Genomic DNA, 16902 nt, shown 5'->3' with positions numbered 1-16902 from the left:
GATGGCAGGTGACGGTTCCGGCGGCTACGAGGTCCATCCGGACGATCTCGCCAAGCACGCGCAAGCGGTGGAGCAGGTCGGCAAAACACTCGGGCAGGCGTTGGCCGCGGCGGAGCAGGTGACGGTGGGGGTGCAGGCGTACGGCCTGATCACCGGGCCGTTGTTCGTGCCGATCGTGCTCGCGGTGAGCGCGCCCGGGCTGGCGACGCTGGCGTTGGCGCAGCAAGCGATGGGCCAGGTGGCGCAAACGGTGAACCAGGCCGTGACGACGTATCAGACCGCTGAGCAGAACCACACGCAGACCATCAACGGCCTCGGGAAGAATCTCTCGTGAGCAACCCGTTGGTGGCGCAGCGGCAGGACTCGACCACCTGGCACAGCGGGATCAACGTCCTCGACGACGCCGCCGGGGTGTACGACGGGGTGCAGTCCGGTTCGTGGATCGAAGGCGGGATCGCCGCCCTCGGCACCGGCCTGGACATGCTGACCATGGCGATGAACCCGGTCGGCACGCTGATCTCCTACGGGCTGAACTGGCTGATCGAGCACGTCAAACCGTTGCAGGACGCGCTGAACCAGCTGGCGGGCGACGGCGACCAGATCTCGGCGTACTCGCAGACCTGGAAGAACGTCGGCCAGGCCACGCAGCAGGCGGCGAAGGATCTCGCGGCGACCGTGCAGAAGGACACCGCGAACTGGAAGGGCGCGGCGGCCGACGCGTACCGGGCCAATATCGGGAAGAAGATCGACCACATCAACGCCGCCGCGACGTGCGCGAACACGATCAGCACGGTGGTCGAGGTCGTCGGCGTGATCACCGCCGCGGTGCGCTGCCTGGTCCGCGACATGATCACCCAGGCGGTCGGCGACTTCATCCAGGACGCGCTGGAGGAGGTGTGCTCGCTCGGGCTCGGCACGCCGGTCGTGGTGGCGCAGGTCGTCGAGCAGGTGTCGGCGTGGCTGGAGAAGATCGGCGCGCTGATCAAGAAGCTGATCAACTCGGTCGAGAAGCTGCGGCCGCTGATGTCGAAGCTCGAAGAGATCTTCGCGTCGATCAAGAAGGTGCTGGCCGAACTCCACGGCGGACGGGGCGAAGCCGGCGACGCGACCCACGTGTCGTCGGCCGAGGATCCGCACACTTCCCCGCACGGCAAGGAACCCGGCGGCGACGGAACGCAGGCCGCGCACGCCGACGATCCCGCTGCCGCGCCGGACGGGCACACCTCGCCGAGCGAGGCGCGCACCGGCAATCCGGACGGCGAAGGCTCGGTGCACGAGAACGGCGAGCCGCGCAAGGACGGCCGCTCCAACGACGGGAAATGCGAGGGCGGCGACCCGATCGACCTGGCCACCGGCGACATGCTGATGGTGCAGACCGACGTCGAACTGCCCGGCGCGCTGCCGCTCGTGGTGACCAGGGCGCACCTGTCCTCCTACCGCGCCGGCCGGTTTTTCGGTCCCTCCTGGGCCTCGACGCTGGACGAGCGGCTCGAGTCGGACGGCACGCGGATCTGGTACGCCGCCCCGGACGGCGTGCTGCTGGCGTACCCGGTCCCGCCCGAGGACGGTTCGCCGGTGCTGCCGGAGGAAGGCGCGCGGTGGCCGCTGGCGCGCACGCCGGACGGCGGCTACGCGATCGACTGCCCGGAACTCCGCCGTACGCTGAGTTTCTCGCCCTCGCACCAAGCCGGCGCGATCACCGTGCTGCCGCTCGGGTCGATCGCCGACCGCAACGGCGACCGGATCGACGTCGACCGCGACGAAAACGGCGTCCCGACTCTGCTCCGGCATTCGGGCGGGTACCGGATCGCGGTGGACAGCGGCAACGGGCTGGTGACCGGGCTTCGCCTGCTCGGCCCGGACGCCGGGGCCGGGATCGACCTGGTGCGCTACCGCTACGACGACGCGGGCCGGCTGGCCGAGATCCTCAACTCCTCGGGTCTGCCGGTCCGGTTCGAGTACGACAGCCACGGGCGCGTGGTCAAGTGGACCGACCGCAACGACCGGTGGTACGCCTACGTTTTCGACGAACTCGGCCGCTGCGTCCGCACCGACGGCACCGGCGGCGCGCTGGCCTGTTCCATCGGCTACGACTCGGCGGCCCGGACGACGACCTACACCGATTCGCTGGGGCAGGTCACCACCTACCACTTCAACGACGCGTGGCAGCTCGTCCGCGCGGTCGATCCCTTGGGACACACCGTCGTCACCGAGCGGGACCGGTACGACCGGCTGCTGTCGCGCACCGATCCGCTCGGGCAGACGACGCGCTTCCGCTATGACGAGGACGGCAGGCTGATCGCCGTCACCGACCCGGACGGCCGGACCACGACCGCCGAGTACGACAGCGCCGGCCAGCCGGTCGTGCTGACCGGGCCGGACGGGACGGTGTGGCGCAACGAGTACGACGAACGCGGCAATCTCGCCGCCGTTACCGATCCCGCGGGAGCAGTCACCCGGTACCACCTCGACAGCCGCGGGCATCCGGCCGGGTTGACCGACGCGCTCGGCCAGACTCGCCGCGTCGAATCCGACGCGGCGGGCCAACCGGTCGCCGTCACGGATTTTCTCGGCGCGACCACCCGCTACACCCGGGACGTCTTCGGCCGGATCAGCACGGTCACCGATCCGCTCGGCGGGATCACCCGGTTCTCCTGGACGGTCGAGGGCAAGCTGCTGTCGTGCACGCAGCCGGACGGGACCACCGAACACTGGCGGTACGACGGCGAGGGCAACGAGATCGCTTACGTCGACGCGCTCGGCCAGACCATCCGCACCGAGTACACCTTTTTCGACTCGCCGTCCGCGAAGATCGACGTCGACGGGTCCCGGCTGGAATTCGCGTACGACACCGAACTGCGCCTCCTGTCGGTTACCGGTGCCCGCGGCCGGGTGTGGCGGTACGACTACGACGCGGCGGGCAACCTGGTTTCGGAAACCGACTTCGGCGGGCGGACGTCGTCCTATGCCTACGACCCGGCCCGCCAGCTGATCGCGCGGACGAACGGAGCGGGCGAAGTCATGACGTTCCGCCACGACGCGCGGGGGAACGTCATCGAGAAGAGCGTCGGCGGCCGGGTCACGACGTACGAGTTCGACGCGGCCGATCAGCTGGTCCGGGCGGCCGGGCCGGATGCCGAACTGGTCCTCGAGCGGGACGCGCTCGGCCGGGTGCTCAGGGAAAGCTGCAACGGCCGGGCCGTCGAATCGGGGTACGACCTGCTAGGCAGGCGGATCCTGCGTGTGACCCCGGCCGGGGTGCGGACCGGCTGCGAGTACAACGGGAACGACCAGCCGGTGGTGGTCCGCACCGACGGCCACACGGTCCGGCTCAGCTACGACGCGGCCGGTCGCGAGGTCCGCCGTCAGCTCGGCGGCGGCGCGATGGTGAACCAGAGCTGGGACGCGAACCACCGCCTCGTCGGGCAGCAGGTCACCGACGCCTCCGCCCGGTCGCGTCAGCGGCGCGCCTACCACTACCGCGCGGACAGCGTCGTCACCAGTATTCAGGACCAGCTCGCTGGCGCCCGGCAGTACGACCTGGACCGCTGGGGACGCGTCACCGCGGTGCACGGGGCCGGATGGACGGAACGCTACGCCTACAACGAATTCGGCGATGTCAGCAGCGCCGAGTGGCCGGATCAGGATCCTGCCCCGCAGGGCGGTCGGGAATACGCGGGCGTCGTCCTTCGCCGCGGCGGCGCCGTGCATTACCGGCACGACGCGCAGGGCCGGATCGTCGAACGTTCCAGCCGCACGCTGTCCGGGCAGCGGCGGGTCTGGAGCTACACCTGGGACTCCGACGACCGGCTGACCGGCGTGACGACCCCGGACGGGACCAGGTGGCGCTACCGGCACGACCCGCTCGGGCGGCGGATCGCCAAGGAGCGGCTCGGCCCGGACGGCGTGAGCGTGGCCGAAGAAACCGTTTTCGCCTGGGACGGCGTGCATCTCGTCGAACAGAGCACTCGTGCCGTCGACCGTCCGGACGTGACGACCACGACCTGGGACCGCGACGGGGTGCGTCCGGTGAGCCAGGTCGAACGCCGGACGGCGGCGGACGCTCCGCAACATGTGGTGGACGAACGGTTTTTCGCGATCGTCACCGACGTGCTCGGCACTCCCACCGAACTGGTCGACGAGAGCGGCGCCGTCGCGTGGCACGCGCGGCGCACCGTGTGGGGCGTCACCAGCCGGGCCCCGGACTCGACCACGGATACGCCGCTGCGGTTCCCCGGGCAGTACTTCGATCCCGAAACCGGCTGGCACTACAACTACTTCCGGCATTACGACCCGGCCACCGCGGAGTACGCCAGCGCCGACCCGCTCGGTCTCGCCGGCGGTCCGAACCAGCGTTCGTACGCGATCAATCCGATGGCGTGGCTGGACTATCTCGGGTTGCTGACGTGCAAGCAGAACGCCGCGATCCTGCGCAACAACATGGCGGCCGAGGGGCGCGCGCCCGCGCCGGGCGAGGCGGCGGCGCACATCGTCCCGTCGGGCGGGACCAAGAACCAGTGGGCGTGGGGCGCGAAGAGCCGGGATCTGCTGGACGCGCACAAGGTCGACATCAACGACCCGGCGAACGGCATTCCGCTGGGGCATCCGACGCCGCACAACTACACGCACCGCGGCGGGTTCCACGAGAAGGTCTACAACCGGCTGCAGGGCGTCGTCGCACAGGGCCAGGCGCGCGGTCTCAGCCAGACCGCGATCGGCGGGCTGCTGCGGAACGAGTTGCGCGGCATCGGGAAATCGGTGCTGGGCGAGCTTTCCAGCGGCGCGCCGGGGCCTGGGGCATACTGGACCGCGTGATGGCCGACATCCCACGTGGCCGGGCGGTGTGCCGCCTGCTGCCGAGCGTGAGCGAAGCCCGCGGGGAGTATCGCGCGCTGACCATCGGGGGCGAACTGACGAAGGTCGTCCGCTGGATGCTGTCGGGCTCTCCGGACGATTATCCGCGCGGGATCGTCGCGGAGTGGGTCGGCGACCCGGGCTGGCGGCCGGTCGAGTTCTCGCCGGGCGCGGACGAGGCCCCGATCGTCGGCCGCCGCGTCGCCGACGAGTTCCGCGCCGATTTCGAGGCTTCCGGAAGCTTGCTGCCGCTCGTTGTCGACGGCAAGGAAAGCGACGAGTGGTTCCTTTTTCTCGTCGAGCAGGTCGTCGACTGCCTGGATCTCGGCGAGTCGTCCGAGCCGGAATGGGACGGGGTGATCCGGAAATCGGTGTTCCGCCCCGACGCGGTGCCCTCCGGCCTCCCGGTTTTCCGGGTTCCGCAGTCGACCAAGCTCTACTGGAACGAATGGGCGGCCGACCGCCTGCGGACTCTGGCCGCTCCCGACGTGGAAACCCGCCTCATCTGGTCGGCGGACCCCACCAGAACCCCGCACCCCGACCCCTGGAGCTTCTGACCGGGCAGGCCGTGCTCGAAGGACGTACGAGGTGACGACGCTGCGAGCCGACCTGACCGCCTTGTTCGCGGCCGCCGAGCTGACCGACGTCGAAGTCGAGTCCGCGATCGCGGACGAGCACGTCCGTTCCGCCGCCTACCGCCGCGTCATCGCGGCAGACAGCACCGACCCTCGAGAGCTGGCCGCGGTGCTGGCACGGGACCCGGAACCGCTGACAGCCAAGACCGCAATAGTGAACCTGCTCGACCACATCGCAGAAAAAACCGCCGACCCGACCAAATTCCAGCAACAGGCGGCAGACATCGTCACCGAAGCAGACCGCCTAGCACCGCCAAACGTCCGCGCGTTCGTCCGCCAACGAGTACGAGACTGGCAACTATGGCTGGACATCGAAAACGGCCAGCCCCCGGACGCCGCCGCCCTGTCCGCCGCGAGCGACTGGATGCAGCGACGCCTAGCCGATTTCTCCGCGTCCCCGCAGACCCTCGCCCTGCTAGCCGAACACGCCCGCACGAAGAAAACCCGCCACACCGCCGCAACCAAAACAAACCCCCGCGCCTGACCCACACTGGCACCGGCACCGACAAGACCGACGGAACCACACGCGACGGGGGGTCCGGGGGGCGAAGCCCCTCCGGGCGGGGCCTGGGGGTTGCACCCCCAGAAAACACGACGAGACGAGCAGGCCCGCGCTTTGTGCGGGCCTGCTCGCCTCGAGTCGAGTGGGCGATACTGGGATCGAACCAGTGACCTCTTCGGTGTGAACGAAGCGCTCTCCCCCTGAGCTAATCGCCCGTTGTGCAACGCACCAGCCTGGGGTGGACTGGAGTGCGCGATACTGGGATTGAACCAGTGACCTCTTCCGTGTCAGGGAAGCGCTCTCCCGCTGAGCTAATCGCGCTTGCTGCTGTGCAACGTGTCGTAAACATTAGCGGATGCCTCGGCGACGTCGCACGGGGGGCCTGGTTTCGGGGACTTCGCTGGTCACTGTCCTGCGTGGACAGTCATGCGCACGCCTTCGGCCAGGCGGTAGGGGCGGGTGTCGACGATGGCGCCGAGCAGGCGGCGCAGGCGCGACACCTCGGCGCGGACGGTGACCAGGTGTTCGGCGTCTCCGTAGAGGGCGTGGCTGAGCGCGACCGCCGACAGGCCGTCGCGGCCGGCCTTTTCCAGGCGGACCAGGATTTCCGCGTGGCGTTTGGTGATCGGGCGGCGCCAGCCGGTGTCGCCTGCTTGGAGGCTCAGCAGGGGTGCGGGCGTGAGGTCGAGGTCGAGCCGGACGGTGCGCGCGGTGTCGGCGGGGCGGACGAGCCAGCCGTCGGCTACGGGTTCGGGGAGGCAGGCTCCGAGGCCGGGGACGGCGACGACCTGGCCCGCTTGGGGCGCGGCGATGCGTTCGCCCGCGGAGACGCCGACGCTGTGCGCGACCCAGCCGTCCTCGTCGACGACCAGGGCGGGGCCGGAGGAGAGGACAGGTTCAGCCATTTGGCGCAGTCGTTCGAGGCGCTGGCGGTGGGTGCGCCACAGTTGCGATTCGGCCAGCCGCTTGCCGGTTTCGACGAGGGCGCCGATGGCGGGGTGGAGGGTGAGCGCGGGGCCGCTGACGTCGATGACGCCGAGCAGTTCGCCGGTGCGCGGGTCGTGGATGGGCGAGGCGGTGCAGTACCACGGGTGCTGGTTCTGCTCGAAGTGTTCGCCGGCGAGCAGTTCGATCGGGGCGGCTTCGGCCAGGGCGGTGCCGATCGCGTTCGTGCCGACGCGGGATTCGGTCCATTCGGAGCCTTCGGTGAAGCCCAGCGTGTCCGCCTTGCGCCGGATGGCGGACGAGCCTTCGCGCCACAGGATGATGCCGTCGGCGTCGGTGACTACCAGGAGCATGTGCGCGGAATCGGAGGTCGCGCCGACGACCTGGCGGAGGTCTTCGATGACGTGCCGCAGCGGGGAGCCGTGCCTGCGGCGTTCGACCTCGTCGCCGGGCACCGAATCGCGGGCGTTCATCCCGTCGGCGGTGAGGCCGAGGCTCAGCACGCGGGACCAGGAACGCGAGACCAGCGGACGCGGCGGCACCGCGGGACGGCTGCCGCCGATGACCGCCTCGTGCATGCGGACCAGGTCGCGCGCGTGGGTGGGCAGGTTGCGGCCCGGAGGCACCGCACTGTGCACCACCACAGTCACCTCCCGCACCGTCGCGCTAGCCGCCCAGCATAGGTGACCTGCGCCGATGTTTCCACGTACCGGGCGCGTGCAACACGCTGCAACCCTTGCCGCGCCCTTCGCCGGAGGAGTGTGATCGGCGCTACACCCACGACAGCGACGTCCGAGGAGTAGCGATGACACAGACAGTCGACCGGATCGCGGAGGCGAGCACGCCGCAGGCCCGGGTCGAGGACTGGCTGGCCCGGTTCGAGGCCGCGCTGGCCGCTCGCGACATCGAGGCTGCCTCGGCGTTGTTCGCCGTCGATTCCTATTGGCGCGACTTGGTTTCGTTCACCTGGAACCTCAAGACCGTCGAGGGCCGCGACGGGATCGCCGGCCTCCTCGGCGGCTGTCTGGAGACGACCGATCCGAGCGGCTTCCGCACGAGCGAACCGGCCACCGAGGCCGGCGGGGTCACCGAGGCGTGGATCGAGTTCGAGACCGCCGCCGGACGCGCGAAAGGGCATCTGCGGCTGAAGGAAGAAGGCGCGTGGACGCTGCTCACCAGCCTGCGCGAGCTGAAGGGCTTCGAGGAGTCGCAGCGCGAACGGCGGCCCAAGGGCGTCGAGCACGGCGTGGTCCGCGGCCGCCGGTCGTGGGCGGAGAAGCGGGCCGAGGAGCAGGAGACGCTCGGCTACGGCCGGCAGCCCTACGTCGTGGTGATCGGCGGCGGGCAGGGCGGGATCGCGCTCGGCGCCCGGCTGCGCCAGCTCGGCGTGCCGTCGCTGGTGGTGGAGCGCAACGACCGGCCCGGCGATTCGTGGCGCAAGCGGTACAAGAACCTCTGCCTGCACGACCCGGTCTGGTACGACCACCTGCCTTACCTGCCGTTCCCGGAGAACTGGCCGGTGTTCGCGCCGAAGGACAAGATCGCCGACTGGCTCGAGATGTACACGAAGCTGATGGAGGTGCCGTACTGGACGCGTTCGGCGGTCACCTCCGCGGTGTGGGACGACGACGCGAAGCAGTGGCACGTCACGGTGGACCGCGACGGCGAGCAGGTGGTCCTCACGCCGCGGCACGTCGTGTTCGCGACCGGGATGTCCGGCAAGCCGAACCTGCCGTCGTTCCCCGGCATGGACGAGTTCGAGGGCGACCAGCACCACTCGTCGCAGCACCCCGGACCGGACGCGTACGCGGGCAAGAAGGCGGTCGTCGTCGGCTCGAACAACTCGGCGCACGACATCTGCGCGGCGCTGTGGGAGCACGGCGCGGACGTGACGATGGTGCAGCGTTCGTCCACGCACATCGTGAAGTCGGATTCGCTGATGGACCTCGGCCTCGGCGACCTGTACTCGGAGCGCGCGCTCGCCGCGGGCGTCACCACCGAGAAGGCCGACCTGATCTTCGCGTCGATCCCGTACCGGATCATGCCGGAGTTCCAGATCCCGGTGTACCAGGCGATCCACGAACGCGACAAGGACTTCTACGCCCGGCTCGAGGCGGCGGGCTTCAAGCACGACTGGGGCGACGACGGCTCCGGCCTGTTCATGAAGTACCTGCGCCGCGGTTCCGGCTACTACATCGACGTGGGCGCGTCGGAACTCGTCGCCAACGGCAGCATCAAACTCGCGCACGGCCAGGTCGACCACCTGACCGCGAACTCGGTGGTGCTTTCGGACGGCACGGAGCTGGAAGCCGACGTGGTCGTCTACGCGACCGGCTACGGCTCGATGAACGGCTGGGTCGCCGACCTGGTCGGCCAGGAGACCGCGGACAAGGTCGGCAAATGCTGGGGCCTGGGCTCGGAAACGACGAAGGACCCGGGCCCGTGGGAGGGCGAGCAGCGCAACATGTGGAAGCCCACCCAACAGGAGGGATTGTGGTTCCACGGCGGGAATCTGCACCAGTCGCGGCATTACTCGCTGTATCTGGCGCTGCAGTTGAAGGCGCGCTTCGAAGGGCTTGAGACGCCGGTGTACGGGCTGCAGGACGTGCATCACCTGTCTTGAGCCCGGGAGAAAACCCGGTGGCTGCCTCGGCGGTCACCGGGTTTTTTCGTGCAGGCCAGCCAAAAGCACGCGCATTCCGTCGGTGAACTCGGTTTCCGGATCGCTTCGCGCGGCGGCTTCGGCGATCTCCCGGAGCCCGGCGAACTCGTCGTGATCCAGTTCCGCGATCCGGTCGGCGGTCTCGGCGGAGTCCGCGTCGCGTGACAGGGGACCGGCCAGTTCGGCCTGGGCGAAGCCGGCCACGAAGGCGGACACCGTGCGGAACGCGACCAGCAGCTCGGCTCCGGATCGTCCGCTGCGGGCCAGCGCCCGGACCAGGGCCTCGGCGGGCCGCAGGGTCGGCAGGTCGAAGCTGCGGCGGGTCAGGATCAGCGGGATGGCGTGCGGATGCGCCCGCACCGCCCGCCACATTCCCTCGGCGACGGCGTGGACGTCGGCGCGCCAGTCGTCGGAGGGATCCGGCCAGGTCGCCGACGCCATCACCGCTTCCGTGACGAGGTGTTCCAGCCCGTCCCGGCCGTCGACGTAGTTGTAGATCGTCATCGGCCCGGTGCCGAGTTCGGTCGCGAGGCTGCGCATGGTCAGGCCGTCCAGCCCGGCGGCGTCGACCAGTGCGAGCGCGGCGGCCTGCAGCCGTTCGCGCGTGAACTTCCGCGGTGCGGGCATGCTTCTCCTTGATTAAGTACAAGGTACGTGTTTAAGGTAGGTTCACGTACAACGTACTTGATGGAGGGATCGTGCGCACTGCTTTCCGTTCCGGCCGCGACCAGTGCGCGGCCTGGCTGACCCTCCCGGACCGGGCGGGACCGCATCCGGCCGTCGTGCTCGTGCACGGCGGCGGCGCGACGCACGAAATGATGCTCGGCCAGTACGAAACCTGGTTCTCCGCGGCGGGTGTCGCCGTGCTGGCGTTCGATTTCCGGCACCTCGGCGAGTCCGGCGGCGAGCCCCGGCAGCTGGTCAGCCAGCGCCGGTACGCCGAGGACGTCGACGCGGCGCTGGCGTTCGCCCGCTCCCGGCCGGAGATCGACGCGAGCCGGATCGCGTTGTGGGGCACGTCGTTCGGGTCCAGCCACGTGCTCGCCGCGGCGGCGCGGCATCCGTCGCTGGCCGCGGCGGTCGTGCAGTGTCCGGTGTTCAGCGGCCGGGCTGTCGTCGCGCGAGCGGGGCTGCGGCACCTCGCGCGGTTCACCGGGCCGATCGTGTCGGACCTCGTGCGGTCCGCGTTGCGGCTGCCGCGCCGGTACGTTCCGCTGGTCGGCCGCCCGGGTGAGCTGGCGTTCGTGAATCAGCCCGGCGCGTTGGCGGGCTGGGAATCGGTGACGCCCGAAGGCTATGAGTTCGACAACCGGATCACCGCCGCGTCCGGGCTGGACATGGTGTTCTACAACGCCGCCGCGCAGGCCTCGCGGGTGCGGTGCCCGCTGCTGATCTGTGCTTGCGACCGCGAGAACCTCATCGATCCGTCGATCGCCGCCGCGGTGGCCGAGGACGCGCCGCGCGCCGTGCTGAAGCACTACGATGCGGATCACTTCACCGTCTACCATCCGCCTGTGGTCGAAAAGGTCGTCGCGGATCAGCTCGACTTCCTCGCCGTCCACCTGACCCAGTGAGGACGAGCGATGACGCGTATCCACGACCTGCTCCGCACCGCCCCGGCGGACGCCGTCGGCTGGACGGCCGGGTCCCGGGACCTCCGGTTCGGCGAGATGGACGCCTGGTCGGACCGGATCGCCGCCGATTTCCTGCGGCGGGGCGTGCGGCGCGGCGACCGGATCGCGGTCAACGGGCGCACTACGCCGGAATGGCTGGCGGTCTACTTCGCCGCCGCGAAGATCGGCGCCGTGGTCGTCGGATTGAGCCCCCGGTACCGGGAAACCGAATTCGCGCACATCCTGAACGATTCCGGCGCGCGTCTCGTGGTGACCGAACCTTCGGCGGGCGACGTCGATTTCCTTGCCCTGCTGGGGAAACTCGCGCTGCCGGGCGTTTCCGCGGCGACTTTCGCCGAAGTGGGCACGGCGGAGCCGGACGCCGACGCGCTGGCCGCAGCTTCGGCGGCAGTCGAGAAGGACGATCCGGTGATGATCATCTACACCTCCGGCACCACCGGTCGTCCCAAAGGCGCGACGTTGACGCATCGCGGCCAGCTGGCGTCCGCTGCCGCGGAAGCCGATCATCTGCAGTTGAGCGCCGACGACGTGTTGCCGGTAGCCGTCCCGCTGAACCACGTCAGCGGCATCACTTGCTGCATCCTGTCCGCGTTGGTCGCGCGCAGCCGGACGGTGCTGTTGCCGTCCTTCGACGCTGGTGCCGCCGCTGATCTGTTCCGGACGGCTGGCCTCACGATGTGGGTCGGCGTGCCGACGATGCACACGCTGCTGCTGAACCACGAGCGTTTCGCCGGTGTGGACACTTCGGCGATCCGCGTGGTCGTCACCGGTGGTGCGAACGCCGAACCTGCTTTGCTGCAACGTCTTACGGCTGCGTTCCCGAAGGCGACGGTGATGAATCTGTACGGGCTGAGCGAGGTATCCGGTGCCGTGGTGATGACGCCGTGGAATGCCAGCACAGAAGCGACTGAACGCTCGATCGGCGTCCCTTTCCCCGGCGTGGAAGCGAAAATCGCGTCCCCGTCCGGAGAAGCGCTGTCGACCGGCGAAACCGGCGAGTTGCTGTTCCGGACCCCGTCGATCATGGCTGGCTACCACAATCTGCCGGAGGAAACCGCCGCGGCGGTCGACGCGGACGGCTGGCTGCACACCGGCGACATGGCCCGTGCGGACGAGGACGGCTACCTGACGCTGCACGGCCGCGCCAAGGACATGTTCGTCCAAGGCGGATTCAACATTTATCCGGTCGAGGTGGAGAACGTCCTCGCCGCGCATCCCGGGGTGCTGCTGGCGGCCGGGGTCGGCGTTCCCGATCCGGTGCTGGGGGAGATCGGCCGGTATTACGTTGTCCCGGCGAAGGATTCGGCCGTGACCGAGGCGGAGCTTAAGGAGTACTGCGCGGCGCAGGTGGCGGATTACAAGGTCCCGCGCCAGATCGTGCTCCGCGACAGCCTGCCGCTGACACCGTCCGGGAAGGTGCAGAAAGCGGCGCTGCGCGCGGACGAAACGGGCCGCGAGCCTGACGAGCGTCGAAGTCCGTGAGGGCCACCCTGAGGGAATCAGATTCCCTCAGGGTGGCCCTCACGCACGTCCGGGCATCGCGCCGGGTCAGGCGTTCGCCTCGACCGCTTCTTGGATCACCCGCGCGGCGTCGGCGAACGCGTCCGGATTCGGCCCGGCGTAGTTGAGCCGGATGAACCGTCCGGTCGGCTCGGCGGGGAACCATTCGTCGCCAGGGCCGATCACCACACCGGCGGACTCGCAATCGCGGACCACGCGCGGCAGGTCGACCGTGCCGGGCAGTCGCGCCCAGAGGTTCAACCCGCCCTGCGGCACGGATTCCACCTGCACCGCGGGCGCGTGTTCGCGGAGACCGGCGAGCAGGAGGTCGCGGCGGGTCTTGAGCTGGTGCCGGACCCGGCGCAGGTGGGTGCGCCAGGCGGGCTGGGTCACGACGTCGAGTGCGACAGTCTGCAGCACCGTGCTGACGTACATCGATTCCGCCAGCGTGTCGACGAGAATCCGGTCGCGTGCCGGGCCGCGGGCGATCAGCGCGGCGACGCGGATCGCGGGGGAGACGCTCTTGGTGAGCGAGCGGAGGTAGACCACGTGGCCGTCGTCGTCGCGGCCCGCGAGCGGCTGCGGTTCCGCGGTGATGCCGAAATCGTGCGCGGAATCGTCCTCGATCAGGAAAGCGCCGTGCCGGCGGACGATGTCGAGGACGCGGTCGGCGAGATCGGGCTGCCACCGCGCGCCGGTCGGGCTGGCGAAGCTGGGCTGCGCGTAGAAGGCCCGCGCGCCGGTTTGCTCGAACGTCCGGTTCAGCGCGTCGGGATCCGGTCCGTTCGGGCCGCTCGGCACCGGCACCACCGCGACGCCCGCTTTCGTCGCCGCGAGGATCGCGCCCCAGTACGTCGGGGATTCCAGCAGCAGCGGCTGCCCCGGGCCGACCAGTGCGCGGAAGGCGGTGACCAGTCCGCTCTGGCTGCCCGGGGTGATCACGACGTCTCGCGGGTTCACCGGCGCGATCCCGGCCGGGGTCGCCGAGCGCAGTTCCGCGGCGAACCAGGCCTGCAGTTCGGGAACGCCCGCGGTCGGCGGCCGTCCGACCAGCGCCGCCGTCCGCGCGGCCCGGGAGAACGCGCTCCGGACGAGCCGCTCGGGCAGCAGCTCTGGGTCAGGGTAGCCAGAATGAAGCGCTACTGTCCCCGTGGAGACCGATTGCAGCGACGCGGGCTGTTTGAGCGGCCCGTGCCCGGGCGTGCCGAGCGCCGCGGTCTGCCAGCCGTAATCGCCCGACCCGGTGGCGGACGCGGCGCGGACGAACGTGCCGACTCCCGGCAAACTCTCCACCAGCCCCTGGGAAGACAGGCTGCGCAGTGCTTTCTGGACCGTCACCGGACTGGCCGAATACCGCGCGACCAGCTCCCGCGACGACGGCAGCTTCGCGCCCGCCGGGGCGGTGGCGATCCACTCGCGCAGTGTCGAAGCGATCCGGGAGCTGCTATCGTCGGACATGAAACTGAAGGATAGCGCTACTCTCCCGGCGGCACCGGCGCTACCCCGGGCCGGTCTCTGGTGGGGTCTGCTCGGCGTCGTGGCGTTCTCGTTCACCGTGCCGTTCACCCGGGTCGCGGTGGAAAACGGCGGCCTCTCGGCGATGTTCATCGGCTCCGGGCGGGCAGTGGTCGCCGCGGTGCTCGCGAGCGTCGCGCTGATCGCTGCCAAACAACGCTTCCCGCGCGGCACGCAATGGTTCCGCCTCGCCGTCGTCGCGGGCGGAGTGGTGATCGGCTTCCCGATGCTGACCTCGTATGCCCTCACCACAGCCTCCGCCAGTCACGGCGCCGTCGTCATCGCGCTGCTCCCCGCCGCGACGGCGGTAGTGGCGGTGCTCCGCACGCGCGAACGCCCGCCCGCGACTTTCTGGGCCCTGGCCGCCGTCGGCGCCGTCGCGGCGATCGGCTTCGCCGTCCTGCAAGGCGGCGGCCTCAGCGGACTCCAATGGTCGGACGCACTGTTCTTCGGCGCGGTACTGGCCGCCGCGGTGGGTTACGCAGAAGGCGGATTGCTCGCGCGGGAATTGGGTGCCTGGCAAACGGTTTCGTGGGCGCTGGTGGTCGCCTCGCCGTTGATGGTCGCGTTGACCGTCGTGTCGGTGGCGAACCACCCTCCACATGCGACAGTGGGCGAGTGGGCCGCTTTCGCCTATCTGGCGGTGGTGAGCATGTATCTGGGCTTCTTCGCGTGGTACCGGGGGCTGGGCCTCGGGCCGATGACCCGGGTCAGCCAGGTGCAGTTGGTGCAGCCAGTGCTGAATCTGGCGTGGGCAGCGGTCTTCCTCGGCGAGGAACTGACCTGGCAGACCATGCTGGGCGGGCTGGCGGTGATCGTCTGCGCGGGGAGCGCGGTGCGGGTGCGGACTGCTCGGGGTTAGGCCCAGCAGTCATCACCGTCCTGGTCGGGTCCGCCGCCGGGACACAAATCCCGGCCGATGATCTCGCCGCCGCGGATGTCCCTGCTGACAAAGCGCTGGTGGCGCCGGACATCTGCGGCGCGCGGGATCAGCCGGGTTGTCGAGCAACTCCTCGCAACCGCCGGCGAGGAGCTGAGACGATCGACATGACGCTAACCGTTGCAAAACACTAACCGTTGTTGTTAAGTTGGCGGCATGAAAGCAGTGCGCTTCGCCGCCTATGGCGGCCCCGAAGTCCTTGAGCTGGACGAAGTCCCCGAACCGCACGCCGGACCCGGCCAGATCCGCGTCGCCGTGCGGGCGGCCGGCGTGAACCCGCACGATTGGCGCACTCGCGAGGGCCAGTTCCAGCGGATCCGCCCGATCGAACTGCCCTCCGGCGTCGGCCAGGACGCCTCCGGCGTGGTCGACGAGATCGGCGAAGGCGTCACCGGCGTCGCGGTCGGGGACCCGGTGCTGGGCCGAGGCTCGAATACCTACGCCGAGTTCGCCGTGCTGAATTCTTGGGCGCCGTTGCCGTCCGGGCTGACCTTCGCCGAAGCGGCCGGATACCCGTCGGTGGTCGAGACGGCGCTCCGCGTCCTCCGGCTGGTGGGTGTCCAAACTGGACAGACGCTGCTGGTGAGCGGTGCCGCGGGCGGAGTCGGATCGGCGGTGTTGCAGGTCGCCCGGGACCGGGGAATCAAGGTGATCGGCACGGCCAGCGCCGCGAATCAGGATTACGTGCGCGGCCTGGACGCCATCGCGACCACCTACGGCGAGGGCTGGGTCGACCGGGTGCGCCAGCTCGGCCAGGTCGACGCCGCCCTCGACCTCAACGGCACCGGCGTGATCCGCGGCCTGCTCGACCTGACCGGGGATCCGGACAAGGTGATCACGATCGCCGACCTGGAGGCCCCGATGCTGGGCATCCGGTTCGCTGGGACAGGCGGGAACATGCAGGAAGCCCTCGCGGAGACCGTTGACCTGATCGAGCGCGGCAAACTCCACATCCCGGTCGACAAGTCCTACCCGCTGGCCGAAGCTTCGGCGGCGCACGCGGACAGCCAGGCGGGACACACCCGCGGACGGCGAGTCTTGCTGGTCTGACGATCGCTCAACCGGTGATGCGCCGCACCTCGGCCGCGATCACCTGGGCGAACCGTTCGTGCGAGGGCACGCTGAAGTGCGTCCCGTCAGCTCCCGTCTCCACCACAGTGGCCGCGTCGACAAACGTCGCGCCGTGCGCCGCCGCGAGTTCCGCGAGCAGTCCGGCCAGTTGTAGCGCTTTCGCAGCCGATGTCGCGTCGTAGAAAGCTCCGTTGACGTCCGCGAAGTCCGGCGCGGTCACGTCAATGTGCGGCGGCGACACCAGCACGACCTCCGGCGCGTGTCCGGCATCCGTCTTCCCGTGCGCGGCCACGTCGTCCAGCAGCCCGGCGATCGCGGCGACCACCTCCGTCGCCGTTCGCCCGAACTGGATCTTCAAGTCGTTGGTGCCGAGCATCAGCACGACGACGTCGATCGGGTTGTGGCTCAGCAACGCGGGCAGGAGGTAGGTGCGTCCGTTGCGGCCCGGCCGGTTCATCGATTCCGGGTAGTCGAGGTCGGTGGTCCGGCCGCCGAGGCCCTCCTCGAGCACGTGGTATCCGCTGCCGAGGAGGGCCGCCAGCTGGCCGGTCCACCGGATGTCCGCGGGCCACCGTCCCTTGTCCGTTTCCTCGGAACGCTGGCCGTAGGTGTTGGAATCGCCGTAGCAGAGCACGCTGATCATG

Annotated in this window: 13 protein-coding genes and 2 tRNA genes; 9 read left to right on the top strand and 6 right to left on the bottom strand. The window is 69.8% G+C overall.

What is annotated here, in order from left to right:
* The first annotated feature begins 1 nt into the window (after position 1).
* The 4 genes from EIZ45_RS23020 to EIZ45_RS23005 are packed head-to-tail and all read left to right on the top strand — an operon-like array spanning position 2 to position 5973.
* On the top strand, positions 2-334 hold the full coding sequence (locus EIZ45_RS23020; protein ID WP_134663158.1) for a hypothetical protein: 333 nt from the start codon (positions 2-4) through the stop codon (positions 332-334).
* On the top strand, positions 331-4815 hold the full coding sequence (locus tag EIZ45_RS23015) for a DUF6531 domain-containing protein (protein WP_134663157.1): 4485 nt from the start codon (positions 331-333) through the stop codon (positions 4813-4815). The genes EIZ45_RS23020 and EIZ45_RS23015 overlap by 4 nt, the downstream gene beginning before the upstream one ends.
* Positions 4812-5411, top strand: a complete 600-nt coding sequence (locus EIZ45_RS23010) for a hypothetical protein (RefSeq protein WP_205669920.1) — start codon at positions 4812-4814, stop codon at positions 5409-5411. The genes EIZ45_RS23015 and EIZ45_RS23010 overlap by 4 nt, the downstream gene beginning before the upstream one ends.
* 31 nt (positions 5412-5442) lie before the next feature.
* Positions 5443-5973 (top strand): hypothetical protein, encoded by a 531-nt coding sequence (locus EIZ45_RS23005; RefSeq protein ID WP_134663156.1) that lies wholly within the window; start codon positions 5443-5445, stop codon positions 5971-5973.
* Positions 5974-6134: 161 nt separating this feature from the next.
* On the opposite strand, the gene EIZ45_RS23000 is transcribed toward EIZ45_RS23005, so the two are convergent.
* The 3 genes from EIZ45_RS23000 to EIZ45_RS22990 all read right to left on the bottom strand — a co-directional run bounded on the left by EIZ45_RS23000 (position 6135) and on the right by EIZ45_RS22990 (position 7580).
* Positions 6135-6206: transfer RNA gene (locus EIZ45_RS23000), tRNA-Val, on the bottom strand.
* Positions 6207-6240: 34 nt separating this feature from the next.
* A tRNA-Val gene (locus EIZ45_RS22995) sits at positions 6241-6312 on the bottom strand.
* 83 nt (positions 6313-6395) lie between these two features.
* A complete protein-coding gene (locus EIZ45_RS22990) occupies positions 6396-7580 on the bottom strand; it encodes a GAF domain-containing protein (RefSeq protein ID WP_037814121.1) in 1185 nt (394 codons plus the stop codon).
* A 161-nt stretch (positions 7581-7741) separates the two neighbouring features.
* Here EIZ45_RS22990 and EIZ45_RS22985 point away from each other — a divergent pair, with 161 nt between their 5' ends.
* On the top strand, positions 7742-9559 hold the full coding sequence (locus EIZ45_RS22985; RefSeq protein ID WP_134663155.1) for an NAD(P)/FAD-dependent oxidoreductase: 1818 nt from the start codon (positions 7742-7744) through the stop codon (positions 9557-9559).
* A gap of 33 nt (positions 9560-9592) precedes the next feature.
* On the opposite strand, the gene EIZ45_RS22980 is transcribed toward EIZ45_RS22985, so the two are convergent.
* Positions 9593-10225 carry a TetR/AcrR family transcriptional regulator C-terminal domain-containing protein gene (locus EIZ45_RS22980; RefSeq protein WP_134663154.1) on the bottom strand — a complete coding sequence of 211 codons (633 nt, stop codon included), beginning with the start codon at positions 10223-10225 and terminating at the stop codon, positions 9593-9595.
* A gap of 71 nt (positions 10226-10296) precedes the next feature.
* On the opposite strand from EIZ45_RS22980, the gene EIZ45_RS22975 reads away from it, so the two are divergent.
* Both EIZ45_RS22975 and EIZ45_RS22970 read left to right on the top strand, forming a co-directional pair.
* Positions 10297-11172 carry an alpha/beta hydrolase gene (locus tag EIZ45_RS22975; RefSeq protein ID WP_240690637.1) on the top strand — a complete coding sequence of 292 codons (876 nt, stop codon included), beginning with the start codon at positions 10297-10299 and terminating at the stop codon, positions 11170-11172.
* A 9-nt stretch (positions 11173-11181) separates the two neighbouring features.
* The gene (locus EIZ45_RS22970) at positions 11182-12714 is read left to right on the top strand and encodes a class I adenylate-forming enzyme family protein (protein ID WP_134663152.1); all 1533 of its coding nucleotides are present in this window, start codon (positions 11182-11184) and stop codon (positions 12712-12714) included.
* A 66-nt stretch (positions 12715-12780) separates the two neighbouring features.
* Here EIZ45_RS22970 and EIZ45_RS22965 read toward each other — a convergent pair whose 3' ends face one another.
* Positions 12781-14190, bottom strand: coding sequence for a PLP-dependent aminotransferase family protein (locus EIZ45_RS22965; RefSeq protein WP_134663151.1), 1410 nt, complete (start codon positions 14188-14190; stop codon positions 12781-12783).
* Here EIZ45_RS22965 and EIZ45_RS22960 point away from each other — a divergent pair.
* A complete protein-coding gene (locus EIZ45_RS22960) occupies positions 14189-15109 on the top strand; it encodes a DMT family transporter (RefSeq protein WP_134663150.1) in 921 nt (306 codons plus the stop codon). The two genes, EIZ45_RS22965 and EIZ45_RS22960, sit on opposite strands and share 2 nt — an antisense overlap.
* Positions 15110-15343: 234 nt before the next feature.
* Positions 15344-16237 carry an NADP-dependent oxidoreductase gene (locus EIZ45_RS22955; RefSeq protein WP_134663149.1) on the top strand — a complete coding sequence of 298 codons (894 nt, stop codon included), beginning with the start codon at positions 15344-15346 and terminating at the stop codon, positions 16235-16237.
* Positions 16238-16244: 7 nt separating this feature from the next.
* On the opposite strand, the gene EIZ45_RS22950 is transcribed toward EIZ45_RS22955, so the two are convergent.
* On the bottom strand, positions 16245-16901 hold the full coding sequence (locus EIZ45_RS22950) for a GDSL-type esterase/lipase family protein (RefSeq protein ID WP_134663148.1): 657 nt from the start codon (positions 16899-16901) through the stop codon (positions 16245-16247).
* Position 16902 lies beyond the last annotated feature (1 nt).

The sequence above is a fragment of the Amycolatopsis sp. CFH S0740 genome, assembly GCF_004522315.1.
Taxonomy (GTDB): Bacteria; Actinomycetota; Actinomycetes; order Mycobacteriales; family Pseudonocardiaceae; genus Amycolatopsis; species Amycolatopsis nivea.
This window is presented reverse-complemented; position numbering and strand designations above follow the sequence as displayed.

Coding starts and splice junctions, on each gene's coding strand:
- EIZ45_RS22955 (WP_134663149.1), top strand. CDS start 15,344: ATGAAAGCAGTGCGCTTCGCCGCCTATGGCGGCCCCGAAGTCCTTGAG.
- EIZ45_RS22980 (WP_134663154.1), bottom strand. CDS start 10,225: ATGCCCGCACCGCGGAAGTTCACGCGCGAACGGCTGCAGGCCGCCGCG.
- EIZ45_RS22970 (WP_134663152.1), top strand. CDS start 11,182: ATGACGCGTATCCACGACCTGCTCCGCACCGCCCCGGCGGACGCCGTC.
- EIZ45_RS22950 (WP_134663148.1), bottom strand. CDS start 16,901: ATGATCAGCGTGCTCTGCTACGGCGATTCCAACACCTACGGCCAGCGT.
- EIZ45_RS22960 (WP_134663150.1), top strand. CDS start 14,189: ATGAAACTGAAGGATAGCGCTACTCTCCCGGCGGCACCGGCGCTACCC.
- EIZ45_RS23020 (WP_134663158.1), top strand. CDS start 2: ATGGCAGGTGACGGTTCCGGCGGCTACGAGGTCCATCCGGACGATCTC.
- EIZ45_RS22985 (WP_134663155.1), top strand. CDS start 7,742: ATGACACAGACAGTCGACCGGATCGCGGAGGCGAGCACGCCGCAGGCC.
- EIZ45_RS22965 (WP_134663151.1), bottom strand. CDS start 14,190: ATGTCCGACGATAGCAGCTCCCGGATCGCTTCGACACTGCGCGAGTGG.